Annotated in this window: 17 protein-coding genes; 13 read left to right on the forward strand and 4 right to left on the reverse strand. The window is 67.9% G+C overall.

Annotated elements, in window-relative coordinates; all coding sequences use genetic code 11:
• Window positions 1-13: 13 nt before the first annotated feature.
• The gene (locus BLV94_RS30005) at window positions 14-844 is read right to left on the reverse strand and encodes a helix-turn-helix transcriptional regulator (protein ID WP_083395715.1); all 831 of its coding nucleotides are present in this window, start codon (window positions 842-844) and stop codon (window positions 14-16) included.
• Window positions 845-1009: 165 nt separating this feature from the next.
• Between BLV94_RS30005 and BLV94_RS30010 the strand changes: the two genes are divergently transcribed.
• From BLV94_RS30010 to BLV94_RS30065, 12 genes are read left to right on the forward strand one after another with little or no spacing between them, the layout of a single operon-like run.
• Window positions 1010-1681, forward strand: a complete 672-nt coding sequence (locus BLV94_RS30010) for a PEP-utilizing enzyme (protein ID WP_083395943.1) — start codon at window positions 1010-1012, stop codon at window positions 1679-1681.
• 4 nt (window positions 1682-1685) lie between these two features.
• On the forward strand, window positions 1686-3263 hold the full coding sequence (locus BLV94_RS30015) for a hypothetical protein (protein ID WP_072946716.1): 1578 nt from the start codon (window positions 1686-1688) through the stop codon (window positions 3261-3263).
• The gene (locus BLV94_RS30020; protein WP_072946717.1) at window positions 3250-4719 is read left to right on the forward strand and encodes an AMP-binding protein; all 1470 of its coding nucleotides are present in this window, start codon (window positions 3250-3252) and stop codon (window positions 4717-4719) included. The genes BLV94_RS30015 and BLV94_RS30020 overlap by 14 nt, the downstream gene beginning before the upstream one ends.
• A gap of 23 nt (window positions 4720-4742) precedes the next feature.
• Window positions 4743-5351: a hypothetical protein gene (locus BLV94_RS30025; protein WP_072946718.1), complete on the forward strand. Its 609-nt coding sequence runs from the start codon at window positions 4743-4745 to the stop codon at window positions 5349-5351.
• Complete coding sequence (locus BLV94_RS30030) at window positions 5348-7087, forward strand: pyruvate, phosphate dikinase (RefSeq protein WP_072946719.1); 1740 nt, start codon at window positions 5348-5350, stop codon at window positions 7085-7087. The genes BLV94_RS30025 and BLV94_RS30030 overlap by 4 nt, the downstream gene beginning before the upstream one ends.
• Window positions 7084-7584 (forward strand): acetyl-CoA carboxylase biotin carboxyl carrier protein, encoded by a 501-nt coding sequence (gene accB, locus BLV94_RS30035; RefSeq protein WP_072946720.1) that lies wholly within the window; start codon window positions 7084-7086, stop codon window positions 7582-7584. Before BLV94_RS30030 ends, accB begins: the two co-directional genes overlap by 4 nt.
• On the forward strand, window positions 7577-8986 hold the full coding sequence (locus BLV94_RS30040; RefSeq protein ID WP_072946721.1) for an acetyl-CoA carboxylase biotin carboxylase subunit: 1410 nt from the start codon (window positions 7577-7579) through the stop codon (window positions 8984-8986). Before accB ends, BLV94_RS30040 begins: the two co-directional genes overlap by 8 nt.
• On the forward strand, window positions 8983-10485 hold the full coding sequence (locus BLV94_RS30045) for a carboxyltransferase (RefSeq protein WP_072946722.1): 1503 nt from the start codon (window positions 8983-8985) through the stop codon (window positions 10483-10485). Before BLV94_RS30040 ends, BLV94_RS30045 begins: the two co-directional genes overlap by 4 nt.
• On the forward strand, window positions 10482-10895 hold the full coding sequence (locus BLV94_RS30050; protein ID WP_072946723.1) for a Zn-ribbon domain-containing OB-fold protein: 414 nt from the start codon (window positions 10482-10484) through the stop codon (window positions 10893-10895). Before BLV94_RS30045 ends, BLV94_RS30050 begins: the two co-directional genes overlap by 4 nt.
• The gene (locus BLV94_RS30055; protein WP_072946724.1) at window positions 10892-12031 is read left to right on the forward strand and encodes a thiolase family protein; all 1140 of its coding nucleotides are present in this window, start codon (window positions 10892-10894) and stop codon (window positions 12029-12031) included. The genes BLV94_RS30050 and BLV94_RS30055 overlap by 4 nt, the downstream gene beginning before the upstream one ends.
• Entirely contained in the window at window positions 12028-12804 is a 777-nt protein-coding gene (locus BLV94_RS30060; RefSeq protein WP_072946725.1) for a tyrosine-protein phosphatase, read from the forward strand. Before BLV94_RS30055 ends, BLV94_RS30060 begins: the two co-directional genes overlap by 4 nt.
• Window positions 12795-13226: an SRPBCC family protein gene (locus tag BLV94_RS30065; RefSeq protein ID WP_072946726.1), complete on the forward strand. Its 432-nt coding sequence runs from the start codon at window positions 12795-12797 to the stop codon at window positions 13224-13226. Before BLV94_RS30060 ends, BLV94_RS30065 begins: the two co-directional genes overlap by 10 nt.
• A gap of 132 nt (window positions 13227-13358) precedes the next feature.
• Here the strand turns inward: BLV94_RS30065 and BLV94_RS30070 are convergent, their stop codons facing one another.
• From BLV94_RS30070 to BLV94_RS30080, 3 genes are all read right to left on the reverse strand, one after another.
• Entirely contained in the window at window positions 13359-13922 is a 564-nt protein-coding gene (locus BLV94_RS30070; protein WP_072946727.1) for a pyridoxamine 5'-phosphate oxidase family protein, read from the reverse strand.
• 66 nt (window positions 13923-13988) lie between these two features.
• The gene (locus BLV94_RS30075; protein ID WP_072946728.1) at window positions 13989-14990 is read right to left on the reverse strand and encodes a MerR family transcriptional regulator; all 1002 of its coding nucleotides are present in this window, start codon (window positions 14988-14990) and stop codon (window positions 13989-13991) included.
• 14 nt (window positions 14991-15004) lie between these two features.
• Complete coding sequence (locus BLV94_RS30080) at window positions 15005-15670, reverse strand: HEAT repeat domain-containing protein (protein ID WP_083395716.1); 666 nt, start codon at window positions 15668-15670, stop codon at window positions 15005-15007.
• 100 nt (window positions 15671-15770) lie between these two features.
• On the opposite strand from BLV94_RS30080, the gene BLV94_RS30085 reads away from it, so the two are divergent.
• Window positions 15771-16286, forward strand: coding sequence for a putative immunity protein (locus BLV94_RS30085; RefSeq protein ID WP_072946729.1), 516 nt, complete (start codon window positions 15771-15773; stop codon window positions 16284-16286).
• The last annotated feature ends 31 nt before the right edge of the window (window positions 16287-16317 follow it).

Raw genomic sequence — 16317 nt, forward strand, 5'->3', positions numbered from 1 at the left:
CGCGGCCCCTTTCTCATATCCGCTGCGCCCGCGCCAGCAGCGCCAGTTCCATCCGTGACTGGCAACCTGTGGTTGTGAGGATTCGGGTGACGTACTTCTTCACGCTGTCCTCGGCCAGGGAGAGGATCTCGGCGATCTGCGCATTCGACAATCCGTCCGCGACGAGCCGGACGACCTGCCGCTGCCGCACGGAGAGCCGTGCAAGGGCGGCCTGCGACTTCGACGCGGGCAGGCCGCGAGCCATCGCGGACATCTGCTGACTCAGCAGGCGCAGCGTGGCCGCCTCGGAGGTGCCGATCTTGCCGGGCTCCGGGTCGAACATTCCCAGCAGTGCCGTGTGTCCCGCGCTCAACTCCAGGCGCAATGCGGCAGCGGTCTGCATGCGCCACGTGGAGGACAGGAAGTATCTGACGTAGGCGTCGGCCGCCGCCGGCAGCTGGCCCATCGACTGCAGTTCGTCCAATGACGACACGCCGCTGGAGACGAGTTGCCGCATCGCCGCCGGCGTGCCGAAGATGTCGTAACGGGCCCACCGGTCTTGGTACTCGGGCAGCATCTTGGCGGTCTTGCCCGCCGTCAGGGGTGCTGAGTCCTCGAACACGGTGTGGAAGGTCGCGCCGGCGAAGAACGAGACATGTCTCAGGGCGAAGTGCTCACTGATCGCCTCGACGGCCCGTTCCTTGAAGTCGGGAAGGCAGGCCGCGCCGGAGCACTGTTCGAGGATGTCGAAGGCGCGCTCGTAGTCGGCCTTGCTCAGGTTGGCTCGGAACGGGGAGCGGTTTCGGGACGAGGACTTTGCACTCGACGTTGTCCCGGAAGTGTCCCCCAACGTGGACTGGGTCACACCACGGAGCGTAACTAGTTTTATGTCACAACGCCAAGAAGCCGGAGAAAAAATACCAGGTAGCCACCTGTTTCCGGCCGCGTCGGCGGCTGCGTCCGTCCCGAGGAAACGTGAGGTGACATGTCCGACTCCGTGGTTACGCCCCCGAAATGGGGATCGACCGAAATGCTCCCATTGCCGGGCCGCTTCAACACCGCTGTGCGGTCGTTGGCGGCACAACGCTTCGCCGCCACCGGCGAGCGGTGGAAAGACAGCGTGTTCGAACGTGAGTTCGAGATCTTTTCGGTGGAGGATGCGCGAGCGATCGAACAGGAGGCCCTGGATTCCGGGTACCGGTTCGAGTACTCCGCGACGGTCTCGCTCGAATCCGAGCCGCACAAGTACAAGCGAACCGACCGAGAGGCGCGGGAGTTCTCGGAAGACCGGGACTCGGACGGTCGCCGTCACGTGGGTATCGGCGACAACGTGATCAAGAAGTCCCAGACGGTCATCGGACCGGTCGCGTTGATCTCCGCCGTCGAGCAGGTCATGGAATTCCTCACCGACGGCATCCCGCCCGGCACGATCGCCGTGATCGACGACTCGGGCGGCACCTTGACCGCACCGATCATCGAAGGGTTCGCCGGCGTCATCTGCCTCGGCGGCACCGTGCGCTCGCACCTGGGCATCCTCGCCCGGGAGTACGACGTCCCCACGCTGATGAACTGCAAGATCAACGACCTGAAGAACGGCGACCTGGTCGAACTCGAAGTGACCGCGGCGCCCCCGGCAGCGGATGCATACGAGACGGGTGACACCGGGCATGCCCGGATCTGGCTGATCGAAAGCGAGAGCTGAGACCATGGCGAATCTGAACTACCGGACCCTGCTGGAGACCAACAACTACCTCCGGAGTCTGTCCGACACCACCTACTGGCTGTGCATCACGCGGACGGTGCAGGAGTCGAAGCTGTTCCCGATGAACCCGTACATGCTGGTGAGCTATCTCAACAGCTTCTACCGGTTGCCGACCCTGCTGCGCGAGATCGACGCGGCGACGCCGGCGGAGGAACTCGGAGACCGTGCCCGCGAGGTCAGTCTGAAGGTGGACACGGTCAACGCGGCGTGGGGCATGCCCGCGTTCTACCTCATCGGCCGGGAAATGCTGATGAACTGGGGCCTGCTGCGGCCGACCGACGCGGTCGACGACGTCGTCGACGTGCTCGATTTCTCCCGGCGGTTCAATCTGGCGTACCACCGCAACGACGGACACCTGACGAACAAGGAATTCGGCGACCGCAGCCAGTTCCTGCCCGAACGAACCCTGCAGGTCTTCGAGTCCGACCTGCACGGTGTGGTGCCCGGTGACCGGCTGCACACCGCCGCAACCAAACTCGTCGCCCAACTGTCCCAGTACGCGTTCCTCGCGCACTGCGAGTGCCGCATCGGTCTGCACAACAGCGGCCCCTACGACTTCGGCAACAACCGGCAGATGATCATGCGGGACTTCTTCGACCTCACCGAAGGCGATTACCCGTGGCTCGACGGCATCGCGACCCAATTGCCGTTCAACAATCTCACGATCCCGATCGTCTTCAAGGGCACCAACTTCCACCTGATGGACGACTGGGCGTCCTTCGAGGCCGAACCCGGATACAACGCCGCCAACATCGAAGCGGTCGGAATGTACACCTCGGATGCGTTGACCGACGGATACATTCCGGTCGGCATGGACAACGCCGACAGACTGGCCGACACCATGGAGCAGTACCGGGAGATCCTCAACGAGGCGACCACCGACCTGTGGAAGCGGATCGCGACCTGGTCACGCGAGCAGATGATCGACGCCGGCGCCCTGGTCTACTCCTCGGTCGGCAAGGACTTCGCTCATCTCGCCGGAACCTACCGGCAGGACGACTGGTTCCAGGTCGACGAACGAGTGCAGCGGTTCAAGCCTCTGCTCAACGACGAATACGGACGCGACAACCTCGGCGAGATGGTGGGCCTGCTGGGATTGCCCCACCAGACGAGCAACGAGTACACGATGGCCCGCTACTCCGACCTGAACCGCAACATGCTCACCGGCATCCCCTACTCGGTGCTCACCGATGACGACTACGCACCGACCGCAGGTGACCGGTTCACCGGCTCGTCGAGCCTGCCCGGCAAGACCGGCTTGTGGGCCACCAGCGCCGGACGCATCGACATCGACGACTACAACACGCGCGCACAGGGATTCACTCCCGCCGTGCTCGACGGCGGCAACCGCTACCTCGACGAGGAATGGGTGAAGTGGAACCACGGGACCCCGCAGGCGGACGAGTTGTATCGCCTCGCGCAGCGAGGCTCACGGAACATCGAGGGCCGCGGATCCGGGCTGCGTCGGGCCGACCTGCCCGCCACGGACGAGACGAAGGGGTCTGGCGATGCAGATCGGTGACCTGATCCGCCGCGCCGGGCGGCAGTACGGTGCCGCGCCCGCGCTGATCGACGGCGACCGAGTGGTCAGCTTTGCCGAGTTCGACGAACTCACCGACCGGCTCGGCCACGCACTGCTGGCCCGCGGCCTCGATGCCGGTGACCGTGTCGCGGTGCTCATGCCGAACGGGATCGACGGCGTCGTCGTCTATTACGCGCTCGCGAAGGCCGGGCTGGTCCGGGTCCCGCTCAACGTGCGCGAGACGGCCCACGAGCACGCCTACAAGGTCGAGGATTCACAGGCGCGAGCCCTGGTCTACGCAGGGGATCCCCCTGCCCGGGTCGAGTTGATGATCACCGCCGACGAGCTGCCCGGACTCGTCGCCGGCGCGCCCGACGGCCCGTGTGACGTCCGGCGCGACCAGGACGAACCGCTGCGGTTGGCCTACACCGGCGGCACGACCGGCAAGCCCAAGGCGGTGGTCCTCACCACGCGCAGCGAGCTTGCCGAGGTGGCGAATTTCCTGGTCGACCTGCTGCCCAACCTGCGACCGGACTCGGTGATGCTGCACGCCGCCCCGATCACCCACGGCAGCGGCGCGTTCTTCCTGCCGCACCTGGTCAAGGGCGCCCCGAACGTCATCGTGTCGAAGTTCTCGCCCGGCGCCTTCCTCGAGGCCGCGCAGAAGTATCGGGCCACGTCGACGTTCATGGTGCCGACGATGATCGCGATGCTGCTCGAGGATCCCGCCACGGCAACAGCGGATCTCGCCCTCGAGCGCTTGTGCTACGGCGGAGCCCCGATCGCGACCAGTGTGCTCCAACGCGGAATCGACATCCTCGGACCGGTTTTCGCGCAGCTCTACGGTCAGGCGGAGGCGCCGCTGGCGATCACCTGCCTGCAGCCGTGGGAGCACACACCGGAACGGCTGACCTCCGCCGGTAAGCCCTACACCTTCGTCGAGGTGCAGGTCCGGGCCGCCGACGGCACGGTCCTCGGACCGGACGAGGTCGGGGAGGTCCTGACCCGGGGGCCGCACACGATGAGCCGGTACTGGCGTCGCCCGGACGTCACCGCCGAGACGATCGAACCGGACGGCTGGTTGCACACCGGCGACATCGGACGCTGGGACGACGACGGATACCTGCACCTGCTCGACCGCAGGCACGACGTCATCATCTCGGGCGGGTTCAACGTCTATCCCCGCGAGGTCGAAGACGCCCTGCTGACACACCCCGCCGTCGTCGAGGCCGCGGTGGTCGGCCTGCCCGACGAGAAGTGGGGCGAACGGGTCGCCGCCGCCGTCGTCACCCGCTCCACCGCCGAGCCCGCCGAGATCCTCGAGTTCTGCGCCGATCGACTCGCCGGTTTCAAACGACCTCGCTCCCTGGAGATCTGGCCGAACATCCCCACCAGTCCGGTCGGGAAATCCCTGCGCCGCGAAGTGCGTGACCGCATGGTCGCCGCGCAGGCGTGACCCCGACACCGAAAGGACCCATCATGCTCGACCCCAACGAACTCACCGTTCACACCCTGACCCTGCGTCAGCTCGGATCCGCCGAGCAACTCGCCGAGATCAACGCCCTCCCGATCGCCGACGTCGAGGCGGCGCTGGAGAAGGCCGTCGCGGATGGCGCGGTGATGGCCGCACGCGGCAACTTCATGATCACCCCGGCCGGCCGCGAATTCCTCGACGACGTGTACGCCCGCGCCTTCGCCGGTCTGCGCGCGGACCCGGCCGTCACCGACGCGATGGACTCCTTCGAGACCGGCGTCAACAAGCAGGTCCTCACCCTGACCACCGATTGGCAGACCATCGAGGTCGACGGCGCCCGCGTCAGCAACGATCACGCCGACGCCGACTACGACGCCAAGATCGTCGAGAAGCTCGGCCGCGTGCACGAGAAGACCCAGAAGGTCCTGCAGCCCCTGGCCCAGCAGAACCCGCTGGTCGATCGATTCCTCGACCGGATCGGCGCGGCGCTGATCCGCGCAGAGGGCGGCGAGACCGACTACGTCAGCGGCGTCCGCGTCGACTCCGTCCACACCGTGTGGTTCCAGATGCACGAACACATCCTCCGCCTCACCGGACGGGAGCGCCCCGAATGAGCACCGCAACGGGACTTCGCTGGCTCGTCGTCCCCGACGAGAACGCCGCCGAGCCGAGCCGCGATCTGGTCGGCGGGAAGGCATGGAGCCTGTGGCGGATGCGGTCACTGGGCCTGCGGGTGCCACCGGCGTTCGTTGTCACCACCGCGGCCTGCGAGGCTTACTTCGCCGACGGCGGCCTGCCCGAGGGCCTGGCCGACGAACTGATCACCGGAATCCGGTTGCTGGAGAAGCAACTCGGCCGCACGTTCGGCGGCACCGAACGCCCGCTGCTGGTGTCGGTGCGCTCCGGCGCCGCGATCAGCATGCCCGGCATGATGGACACCATCCTCGACCTCGGCTGCAACGACGAGGTCGAGGCAGCCCTGGCCGCCGAAAGCGGCGACCGCGACTTCGCCGCCGAGGTGCATCGCCGCTTCACCGGCTTCTACGGCCGTCTCGTCCTCGGCTGCACCGAGGAACTCGAAGATCTGCCCGATACCGCGTCGGTCCGGGCGGCGATCTCCTCCGATATCGGTGACACCGTGCCGGCCGACCCGTGGGAGCAGCTACGCGCCGCGGTGGCCGCGGTGTTCGCATCGAGTCGATCTCGGCGTGCCCTCGCCTACCGCAAGCACTACGGCATCCCGGACGATCTCGGCACCGCGGTCACCGTGCAGGCGATGGTGTTCGGCAACCTCGACGACGACTCCGGCACCGGGGTGCTGTTCACCCGTAACCCGGTGGACGGCTCCCGCGAACCGTACGGCGAATATCTGCAGCGCGGGCAGGGCGAGGACGTCGTGTCCGGCCGGGTCACCCCGAAACCCCTGACCGACCTGGAGGAGCGCTGGCCGGCCGTGCACGCCGAATTGCTCGACGCCGCCGAGCAACTCGACCGGGAGGGACGCGACGCGCAGGACGTCGAGTTCACCGTGCAGAGTGGCGAGCTGTTCCTGCTGCAGTCCCGGCCGGCGAAGCGCACCGCCCGCGCCGCCGTGCGGATCGCCGTCGAACTCGTCGACGAGGGTGTTCTCGAACCGGGCGAGGCCCTGTCCCGGGTCACCGCAGAGCAGATCCGCACGCTGCTGCGCCCGGAGATCGCACCTGGTGCCGCCGACACCGCAGAGGTACTGGTGACCGGGGTGGCCGCCAGCCCGGGTGTCGCCACAGGTGTCGTCGTGGACACTCCCGAAGCGGCACAGGCGAACCCGGGAAGCATCCTGGTCCGCAAATCGACCAGCCCCGACGACGTTCACGGCATGATCGCGGCCGCCGCGGTGGTCACCGAGCAGGGCGGCGCAACCTCACACGCCGCCGTCGTCAGCCGCGCCCTCGACACCCCCTGTGTCGTCGGCTGCGGCACCGACACCGTGGCAAGCCTGGTCGGCCGCACCGTCACGGTGGACGCGACCACCGGCCGGGTCTACGCCGGCGAACTGCCGACCTCGGCGGTCGACGAGAGCGAGGACGAGGATCTGCGCCGCCTCACCGAGTGGGCGAGCAGTGCCACCTCTTTGCGAGTGGGTCCCGACGTGGCGGCGGAGCCGGTGTTCGATGCCGACTCCCTTGCAGCCGAAGAGATCGGTGAGCACATACCCGACATCCCACCCGGAACCAAAACCGTTTGTGGAGCGGTGTTCTGCGCTCCGGACGGAGTCCGGGCAGCCCTCGACGCCGGGGTCGAAGCGGTTGTCACCACCCATCGGCTGCCGGTGCTTCTTGCAGCCATCGCACACCAGAGGAGCACGTCATGACCACGGCGGATCGTGTGACCCATCGCGAGGTGCAGGAGATTCTCCGTACCTTCCAAGAGTCGGGATGGGCTTCGATGACCCTCGAACTCGACGGTATTCGCGTCACCGTCGGCAAGGACGGCCCGCCGGCACCGGCTTCGACCGCTGTGGCTCCATCCGCGCCGGCTCCTGCCCCTGCCCCTGCCCCTGTGGCAGCGTCGTCTGCGCCCGCGCCCGCCCCGGCGGCGCCGCCGGCCGTCGACACCACCGGCTGCATCGAAGTGCGAGCCCAGACCGTCGGCGCCTTCTGGGTGGCCCCCGGCCCCGGCGAGCCGCCGTTCGTCCAGGTCGGGCAGACCGTCGAGGCAGGGCAGCAGATCGCCATCGTCGAGGTCATGAAGTTGATGAACCCGGTGGTCACTCCACAAGGCGGAGAGATCGTGCAGATCTGCGCCACCAACGCGGACCTGGTCGAATTCGACCAGCCGCTGTTCCTGATCAGGCCGACCGATGGCTAGCCCGTCGACCCTGTCCACCGAATCACCGCACCGCACGCCACTCCGGCGGGTCCTGGTCGCCAACCGCGGGGAGATCGCGGTCCGCGTGATCAAGGCCTGCCGGGCCCTCGGCATCGAAACGGTAACCGTGACCTCGACCGTGGATCGCGACGGGCTCGCCGCCCGGATGGCCGACCGCGCCGTGTGCATCGGCCCCGCCCCGGCATCGCAGAGCTACCTGGCGATCCCCGCGGTGCTCAGCGCCGCCCTCGGCGCCGGGTGCGACGCCGTCCATCCCGGCTACGGGTTCCTGTCGGAAAACCCGGAATTCGCCGCCGCCTGCGTCGCCCAGGGACTCACTTTCGTCGGACCGCGGCCGGAAGCGGTCGCGCAGGCCGGCGACAAGGCCCGCGCCCGTGAACTCGCCCGCTCGGCCGGCATCCCGGTGCTGTCGGGATCGCCGGTGGTCGACTCCACCGAGGCCGCGGTCGCCGCGGCCACCGAGCTCGGCTATCCCGTCCTGGTCAAGGCCGCCGCCGGCGGCGGCGGCCGGGGAATGTCAGTGGTCGAGAACGAATCCGAGCTGAGGGCCCGCTGGTCGTCGGCTGCGGCCGAGGCCCAATCGGCGTTCGGCGACGGACGACTGTACGTCGAGCGATTCATCCGCAACGCCCGCCACATCGAGGTCCAGGTGCTCGGGGACAAACACGGCAACGTCATCCACCTCGGCGAACGCGACTGCACCCTGCAACGGCGTCACCAGAAGGTCGTCGAGGAATCGCCTGCTCCCAATCTGCCCGAGAAGATTCGTCAGGACATCCGACGCAGCGGGGTTCTGTTCGCCGAGGCGCTCGGGCTCGACAGCGCCGGAACCGTCGAATTCATCTACGACGCAGACTCCCACGAGTTCGCGTTCCTCGAGTTCAACGCCCGAATCCAGGTCGAACACCCGGTGACCGAGATGGTCACCGGCGTGGACCTCGTCGCCGAGCAGCTGCGCTCGGCGGCCGGCGAACCGCTCCGGTTCACCCAGGACGACATCGACCTGACCGGACACGCCATCGAAGTCCGCATCACTACCGAAGACCCGGCCCGCGGCTTCATCCCCAACCCCGGGACGGTGCACACCTGGGAACCGCCGGAGGGCGAGGGCATCCGCGTCGACAGCCACTGCGAACCTGGTTACGTCGTCACCCCCTACTACGACTCCCTGCTCGCCAAGATCGTGGCACACGGCCCCGACCGGGACGTCGCCGCGGACCGGATGGTCGCCGCCCTGGGCCGACTGGGGGTGACCGGAGTTCCCACCACCGCGGATTTCGCGCGGGTGGCTCTGGACCATGCGGACTTTCGCGCCGGCACCGTCACCACCGACTGGATTGCCTCTCGGGGCCTCCCCGACTACTTGGAGAAGATCTCATGAGTTTCCTCGACAGTGCCCCGCGCAACGCCGACGGCAGCAAGCGCAAGATCGACATCGTCGACCAGACCCTGCGCGACGGCCCCCAGAGCTGGTGGGGCATGCGGCTGCGCAAGGACATGGGCCTGCCCATGGCGTCCGAGCTGGACCGCACCGGCTTTCACACCATCGATCTCGCCGGCAGTTCGATCTTCGAGGTGCTCGTGCGGCACTGCAAGGAAGATCCGTGGGAGCAGTTGATCTCGCTGTCGAAGTCGATGCCCGAGACGACGGTCCGAGCAGGAACCCGCAGCAACGGGATCGTCACATTCGGCCTCACTGCCGACAGCGTGATGGACCTGTGGGTGCAGCGGCTCAGCGCTCACGGCGTCGGCAGCTTCTGGATCTACGACGGGCTGTTCAACATCGACAAGATCGGCCGCCTCGTCAAGACCGTGCAGGCCGAGGGTGGTCAGGCGCTGCCGTGCATCCTCTACGCCGACACGCCGTACCACACCGACGAGTACTACGCCGCCCGCACACGGGAGCTGGTCGCGACCGGTGCGGACGGTATCGAACTCGAGGATGCCGCCGGCCTGCTGACCCCCGAGCGCACCCGCTCGCTCATCGCGGCCATCAAAGGTGCGGCCGGAAACCTGCCGGTGGAGGTCCATTTTCACAGCAACAACGCGCTCGCGCCGCTGAACTACCTGGAAGCCGTCCTAGCCGGCGCTGATCGTGTGCACACGGCAAGCCGCCCGCTCGCGGCGGGAGTGTCGCTGCCCTCGACGGAGAACACGGTGGCGAACCTGCGCTACGCCGGCTTCGACGTCGACCTCGACGAATCCCGCTTCGCCGCAGTCGAACAGCACCTCCTGCGCGTCGCGGAGTACGAGGACCTGCCGGTCGGCCAGCCGGCCGAGTACTCCCTGTTCCAGTACCGGCACCAGCTTCCCGGCGGAATGGCGGGCACCTTCAAAGCGCAGCTGCGTGACCGCGGCATGGAAGATCGTTTCGAGGAGGTCCTCGACGAGATGTCCCGGGTGCGGGAAGAACTCGGCTACCCCGTCATGGCCACCCCGTTCTCGCAGCTGGTCGGTACGCAGGCGGTGCTGAACGTGGTGACGGGATCCCGGTATTCCGTGGTTCCGGACGAGGTGATGATCTATTCGCAAGGCTTCTACGGCAAACCCGTCGCCCCGATGGATCCGAACGTGTACGACACCATCATGAGTTCGCCCAAGGCGAAGAGCTACGAGAACTGGGAGCCTCCGCAGCCGAGCCTGGGCGACCTGCGGAAGAAGTTCGGCGAATCGATCAGCGACGACGAATTGCTCCTGCGACTGCTCGTCCCGGAGAACGACATCGACGTCATGCGCGCGACCCCGCAACGCAACCGCGACTTCGCCCCGACCAGCAAGCAGATGAAGTACATCCGTGAACTCGTCGAGACGTCCGTGGGTGCCTACCTGCACATCGAGGCCGAAGACTTCTCGCTGACCCTGGAAGGCGATCACCGATGAGCGAGCTGGGTGTGGGGCGGCCGACCAAGCGCCGTGCCGGCTCCGCCGTCGGGGGACTGCCCGTCGCCGACTCGCGGCCGGTCCTCGACGGCGATGCCGTGCTCGGCTCCCGGTGCACGGTGTGCCGGTACCCGACCGCGCAACAGCATCTGCCGTGGTGCCCGGTGTGCTACGCCTCCACCGAACCGGCCCGCTTCGCCCGCACAGGCAGGACCTGGTCATCCACCGTGGTCGCGATCCCCGTGGGCACCCGCCGGCCACCGTTCGGGCTGGCGTACGTCGACCTCGACGACGGCCCTCGGGTACTCGTTCACCTCGGCGAACCCGCGGTACTCGAGATCGGTACACGGCTCGAGATCACCGGAGCAGACGACGGCGACCTCGTCGCCACTTCGGAGGTGCAGCGATGAACCAGGCCATGTTGTGGGGCGTCGGAACCTCGTTCTACGGCCGATTCCCCGACCAGCGAGTCGAGTCACTCGCCTGGACCGCAGTCGCCGAAGCGGTCCGGGACGCCGGCATCCGGCCCGACGCGATCGACGCCATCATCGTCGGATCCGTGTTCGGCCCGCCCGGGGTGGCCACCCGCATCCAACGCGGACTCGGCATTCCCTCCGTGCCCATGTGGACCGTCGAGAACGCCTGCGCCAGTGGCACCGCCGCCTATCACGAAGCGGTCGAGGCCGTGCGGCACGGTCGATTCACGTGCGTGCTGGTTCTCGGGGTCGACCAGATGTCGACCCTGTTCTCCGGTGCCATCGTGCCGGAGGCGACGGACCCGGAAGGCGCTGCGTCGCTGCCGTTGCCGGGGCTCTACGCCCTGCAGGCGCAGCGGTACGTCGGCGAATTCGGTGTCACCCCAGAACAACTCGCGGCCATCGCGGTCAAGAACAAGACCAACGGGATGGACAACCCCCGCGCCCAGCTGCGGGACACGGTGCCCACGATTCGGGAGGTGCTCGACTCCCGCATGATCGCCGAACCGCTGACGTTCCTGCAGTGCTGCCCCACCAGCGACGGGGCCGGCGCCGCCATCGTCGGCGGCGACCGCGGCAACCGCACCGACCTGCGGATCGAGGCCTCCGCGATGGTCTCCGGTGCCCTGTGGGACCAGCGCAGCGAGGACGTCTGGGGATTTGCCAGCGTCGCCCGCGCCGCCGAGAAGGCATTCGCGCAGGCCGATCGCACCCCGCAGGAGATCGACGTGCTCGAGGTGCACGACGCCTTCACCATCGGTGAGATCATCACCCTCGAGGCGCTCGGCATCGCACCCCGCGGCAAGGGTGCCGAACTCGCCCCCTCCGGCCACACCACCCGCGACGGTGCGCAACCGGTCAACCCGAGCGGAGGGCTGCTCTCGCGCGGGCACCCCCTCGGCGCAACCGGAATGGCGCAGCTCGCCGAAATCGCATGGCAACTGCGCGGACAGGCCGGACCGCGGCAGGTCGCCCGGCACCGGGTCGGGCTCGTCGAGACGATGGGTGGGGGAGCGGCCGGAATGGACGGCAACGCCTGCGTGGTCACCATCCTGTCCACACAGTCATGACCGCGACCTACGCAGGGCTTCTCGGGTTCCGCGACGTCGGCGGACTGCGAACCCGGGACGGCGGGCACGTACGGTCCGGAGTGCTCTTCCGCAGCGGGACACCGCAATTCCTGGACGAGCAGTCGGCGCGGGCACTGATCGCAGACACCGGGATCCGGGCGACCATCGATCTGCGGCTGCCCCACGAGGTCGCGGTGGAAGGGCGAGGACCTCTCGACGAGTTGAGGGTTCGCCACTTCCGTCACCCGTTCAGCATCGGCGACCGCGTGGCCGAGGACTCGGCGGTTGCCCCGATGGACGGCGACGATCCGCTGGTCACCCGCTATCTCAAATACCTGGCCGAGGATGCCGCCGGGGTCGTCTCCCTGACCACACGGCTTCTCGAACCCGCCGTTCTCCCGGTCTTGGTGCACTGCACCGTCGGCAAGGACCGGACCGGGGTGGCGGTGGCACTGCTCCTCGACGCCATCGGGGTGCTCCGCGAGGACATCGCCGCCGACTACGCGGCCGCCCCCGACGACGTCGCCGTATCCATGCGGCGTCTGCGGCAGATGACGTCGTACGGCCCCGCCGCCGACCTCTACCCACCGGAGGCATGGACGGCGCCCGCGGATGCGATGGAACGGTTCCTCGGCAACGTCGACCGTCGGTACGGCGGGACCCGCAACCTGCTCCAGGACAACGGTATAGGGCCGGAGGAGATCCGCCGACTGACCGAACTGCTCCTCACCCACGACGACGCAACGAAGAAAGTGAGCGCCGCATGCGAGTAACTGAAACCTACGTCATCCGGGCAACACCCGATGCCGTGTGGAAAATCGGCGGAGACACCGCGAACGTCGCGGACTGGATCCCCGCGCTGGAAAAGTCCCACCAACACGGTGACCTGCGGTACGCGACCTTCGCCGACGACGGTGGCGAAGCGACGGAGCGGATCGTCCACCACGACGATCCACAGCGAAGCTACACCTATGAGTACGTCTCCGGGCCCCTGCCCCTGTCGTTCTATTCCTCGAACTTCACCGTCAACCCCCATCCCGAGGGCGCCGAAGTCGTGTGGAGTGCCGATTTCGCATCCCCCTCCCCCGAGAGTGAACCCGAACTCGCAGCGGCGATCACAGACATCTACCGGTCCGCGTTGATCGAATTGGCCAGCCACACAGAAGCACACTCGTCGCATCCGGGCGGGAAGTAGAGGGCCGCCGCAATGTCCCAGTACGGCGTCTTCACCGTGCCCTCGATCCAGTGCAACACTCTGTCGTCGAGCGCCCGACGGAACATCGTCCCGTCGCGCTGTGGTTCCGGCGATCCCATGCAGGCATCGTCATCACACTGAGCGGTCGGTCGGATCGATCGAGTGTCGTGAATCCGACTGCGCGACAAGCTTCGCGAAATCCGCGGCGTAGACGGTCATCCAGTGCGGATGCAGCCGGTAGTAGACCACGTCGTTGTCCCAGTCGAAGAAGTCTTCGCCGTAGAAGTCTTTGAAGTAGGCGAGCAGGTCGGGCCAGTCCGCGGCCGGCTCGCCGTCCTGCGGGTTGAGGATCTCCACCGTGCCGTGCGTGAACACGCCCAGGTCCTCACCGCGCATGTGCGCGGCACTGGCGGCGGGCCGGGCGGCGAGGTGGCGGGCCTTGGCCGCGCCGCGCGCCGTGCCGAAGTGCCACTTCCCGTGCAGGAAGTGCCCGTCCACTCCGCTGATCCGCGGTTCGCCCGTGGCTGTGACGGTCGACAGCGCAAGCGTGCACATGCCGGTGACGACCTGGGTGAGCTGCTCCGCGGTCAGTGTTCTCTCGGTGTCGATGATCGAACGTAGATGTGCGGTCGAGCGGGACAGCGAGGCGTCGAGAAGTCGCTGGAGTTCACCGAGCTCTTCGGGTGTTTCGCGCATGGAGGTCCTTGTCTGTCGGTGGTGAAACCATGCTCGCACCCAGACCCTGACATCCTGTGTCAGGAATTATCCGCGATCCTGCGCCTGCATGATCGCTGCCGCGGTGGACGCGATCGTCCGGTCGCCGTCGTGGGTCAGCCGGGTGAGTGCCGTCCGTGCCGCGGTGCCGGGAATCTCGGCGAGGGCCTGCGTGATCCGCAACCGGGTGGGCGCGTCGTCGACAGTGTCGAGCGTGTCCTGCATGGCCCCGACGATGTCGTCGGCCGTCGGAGAGAGGGTCGTCAGCAGACCCAGCACCTCGGCGGCCTCGACGTCGAGCCGGCCCGTGACGACCATCTGGAGGAGGACGGGTATCGACTCGCTGTTCCCGCGAGAGCCGAGCGCCAGGGCTGCGTACCCGCGGACCGTGGCGTCCGAGTCGTCGAGGGCACGTCTCAGATGTACGACGGCTTCCTCGGTGTGGATTGCCGCTATCGCGGTGGTGGCGCGACGCCGGACGTCGACCTCCGCCGCGTCCAGGCCGTTGGCGAGATCCGCGAGTCCTCGACCGGCGATCCTCGCCAACGACCACTGCAGCGCGCCGGCCACATTGAGGTCGTCCTCCGAGAGGGCGGCCTCGACCAACGCCTCGACGGGCAGCGACGCCTTCCCGCTGGCAGACAAGATCGCCTGTTGACGCCGGGCGGCGGACTCCGATTCGAGCGCCCGCAACAGGGTCACGAGGTTCAGGACGTCGTCCCACTCCGCGGGGGAGGCAGCGTCGACGCTTTCGAGCCTGCCGAGCAGTTCCTCCTCGGCGGCGATCCGCCGGCGGGTGTGCCGAATGAGGTCTCCCACCAGATCGGCCGGTGCGAAATCGGGCTCGTCCAGTGCGCGCTTGGCCTCGTTCAACGACAGCCCCAACGTCCTCAGGCTCTCGACGTGGAAGAGTCGTCGGATGTCATCGGCGGAGTACTCGCGGTAGCCACCCGACGTGCGGCCGGTGGGCTCGACCAGTCCCAACCTGTCGTAGTGGCGCAACATCCGCGTGCTGACACCACACCGCCGCGAGACCTCGCCGATCAACATCCCCATCTCCTCCCTTACGTGTCCGGACCGGCGACCGCGACGCGCGTCGCCATCTCGAGTGAGAGGGCGAATCCGCTGTCGGGGTCGTGGCAGAGCTGCCTCGTCGCATCGGCATGCGCGCGAACGTGCGGATCGGGACTGGCCCCGGCTGCGTCGAGGACCGGTAGGGCAGCGTCCCCGAGTCCCACGAAGGCACGGCTCAGACTGAGGTGCATCTGATGGTCGCCGCGTCCGAGTTCGATCATCAGTTCGGCCGCGAGCGCAGCCTCGCCGCCGGGTGGGACGAGGACCACGGCCGCCCGCCACGCGCTGCGCGCGACCTCGTCGTGCTCGTCGTGCAGCAGTGCGGACACCGCGGGCCAGGCGAGCCGATCCCCGATCTTGGACAGGGTGTGCAGCGACTGACTGCGGGCCTGCGCGGAGCCGGACCCGAGCTCGTGGACCAGTCTCGGCACCGTGACCTCGGCCGGCAGGCGGCACAATGCCCAGGTCAGCATGTCGCGGACGTAGAAGTCCGGTTCGACGGCACACCGATCGACGAGAGCGTCCGCGAATCGGGGATCGGGGTGCGTGCCCGCAGCGAGCGCCGCCCGCAGCCGGGCGGACGCGTCGGTCGCGGCCAGAGCGTCGACGAGGTGAGCATTCGGCCCACCCTGGTTGGTTGTGTTCACGACAACCACCTCCTTCGCCGACCATTCGAGTCCTTGTCACTGTGTCAGGGTCAAGCGCCGGTGCCCGGGAACGTCGGTTGGGTGGGTGCACGTGTTGGAAGATCTAGCCATGATCCTCCCGAAGGTCCGAGACCCGCGCTTCGTGACGATCCGCCGCGGTGGCACCCTCACCGACGCTGATCACCAGCTTCTGGCCCTGTGGGCGGCATCGTGCGCGGAGCACGTGCTGAACCTGTTCGAGTCGGTTCGGCCCGACGACCCACGACCGCGTGACGCGATCGAGAACGCCCGCGCCTGGGTACGTGGGGAGGTCAAGATGATGGAGGCCCGCGCCGCCGGCGGCCATGCCATGGGCGCGGCCAGAGACCTGCGTGGAGCCGCTCGGCACGCCGCCTACGCTGCGGGGCAGGCCGGGGCGGTCGCGCACGTCGCGGCGCACGAACTCGGTGCCGCCGCCTATGCGATCAAAGCCGCACGTGCTGCCGCGCCCGCGGGTGAGGGCGACGCAGCGGGACGACGTGAGTGCCGTTGGCAGCGTGACCAACTCCCCGAGGCGATTCGCGAACTCGTCCTCGACGACCAGCGGTTGCGGAACGACATCTGCTGGTCGGTGTTCGACTGCTGAGCGCGTCGGCTACCGGGCGTCACCCGTCCGG

The organism is Rhodococcus koreensis (assembly GCF_900105905.1).
Lineage (GTDB): Bacteria > Actinomycetota > Actinomycetes > Mycobacteriales > Mycobacteriaceae > Rhodococcus_F > Rhodococcus_F koreensis.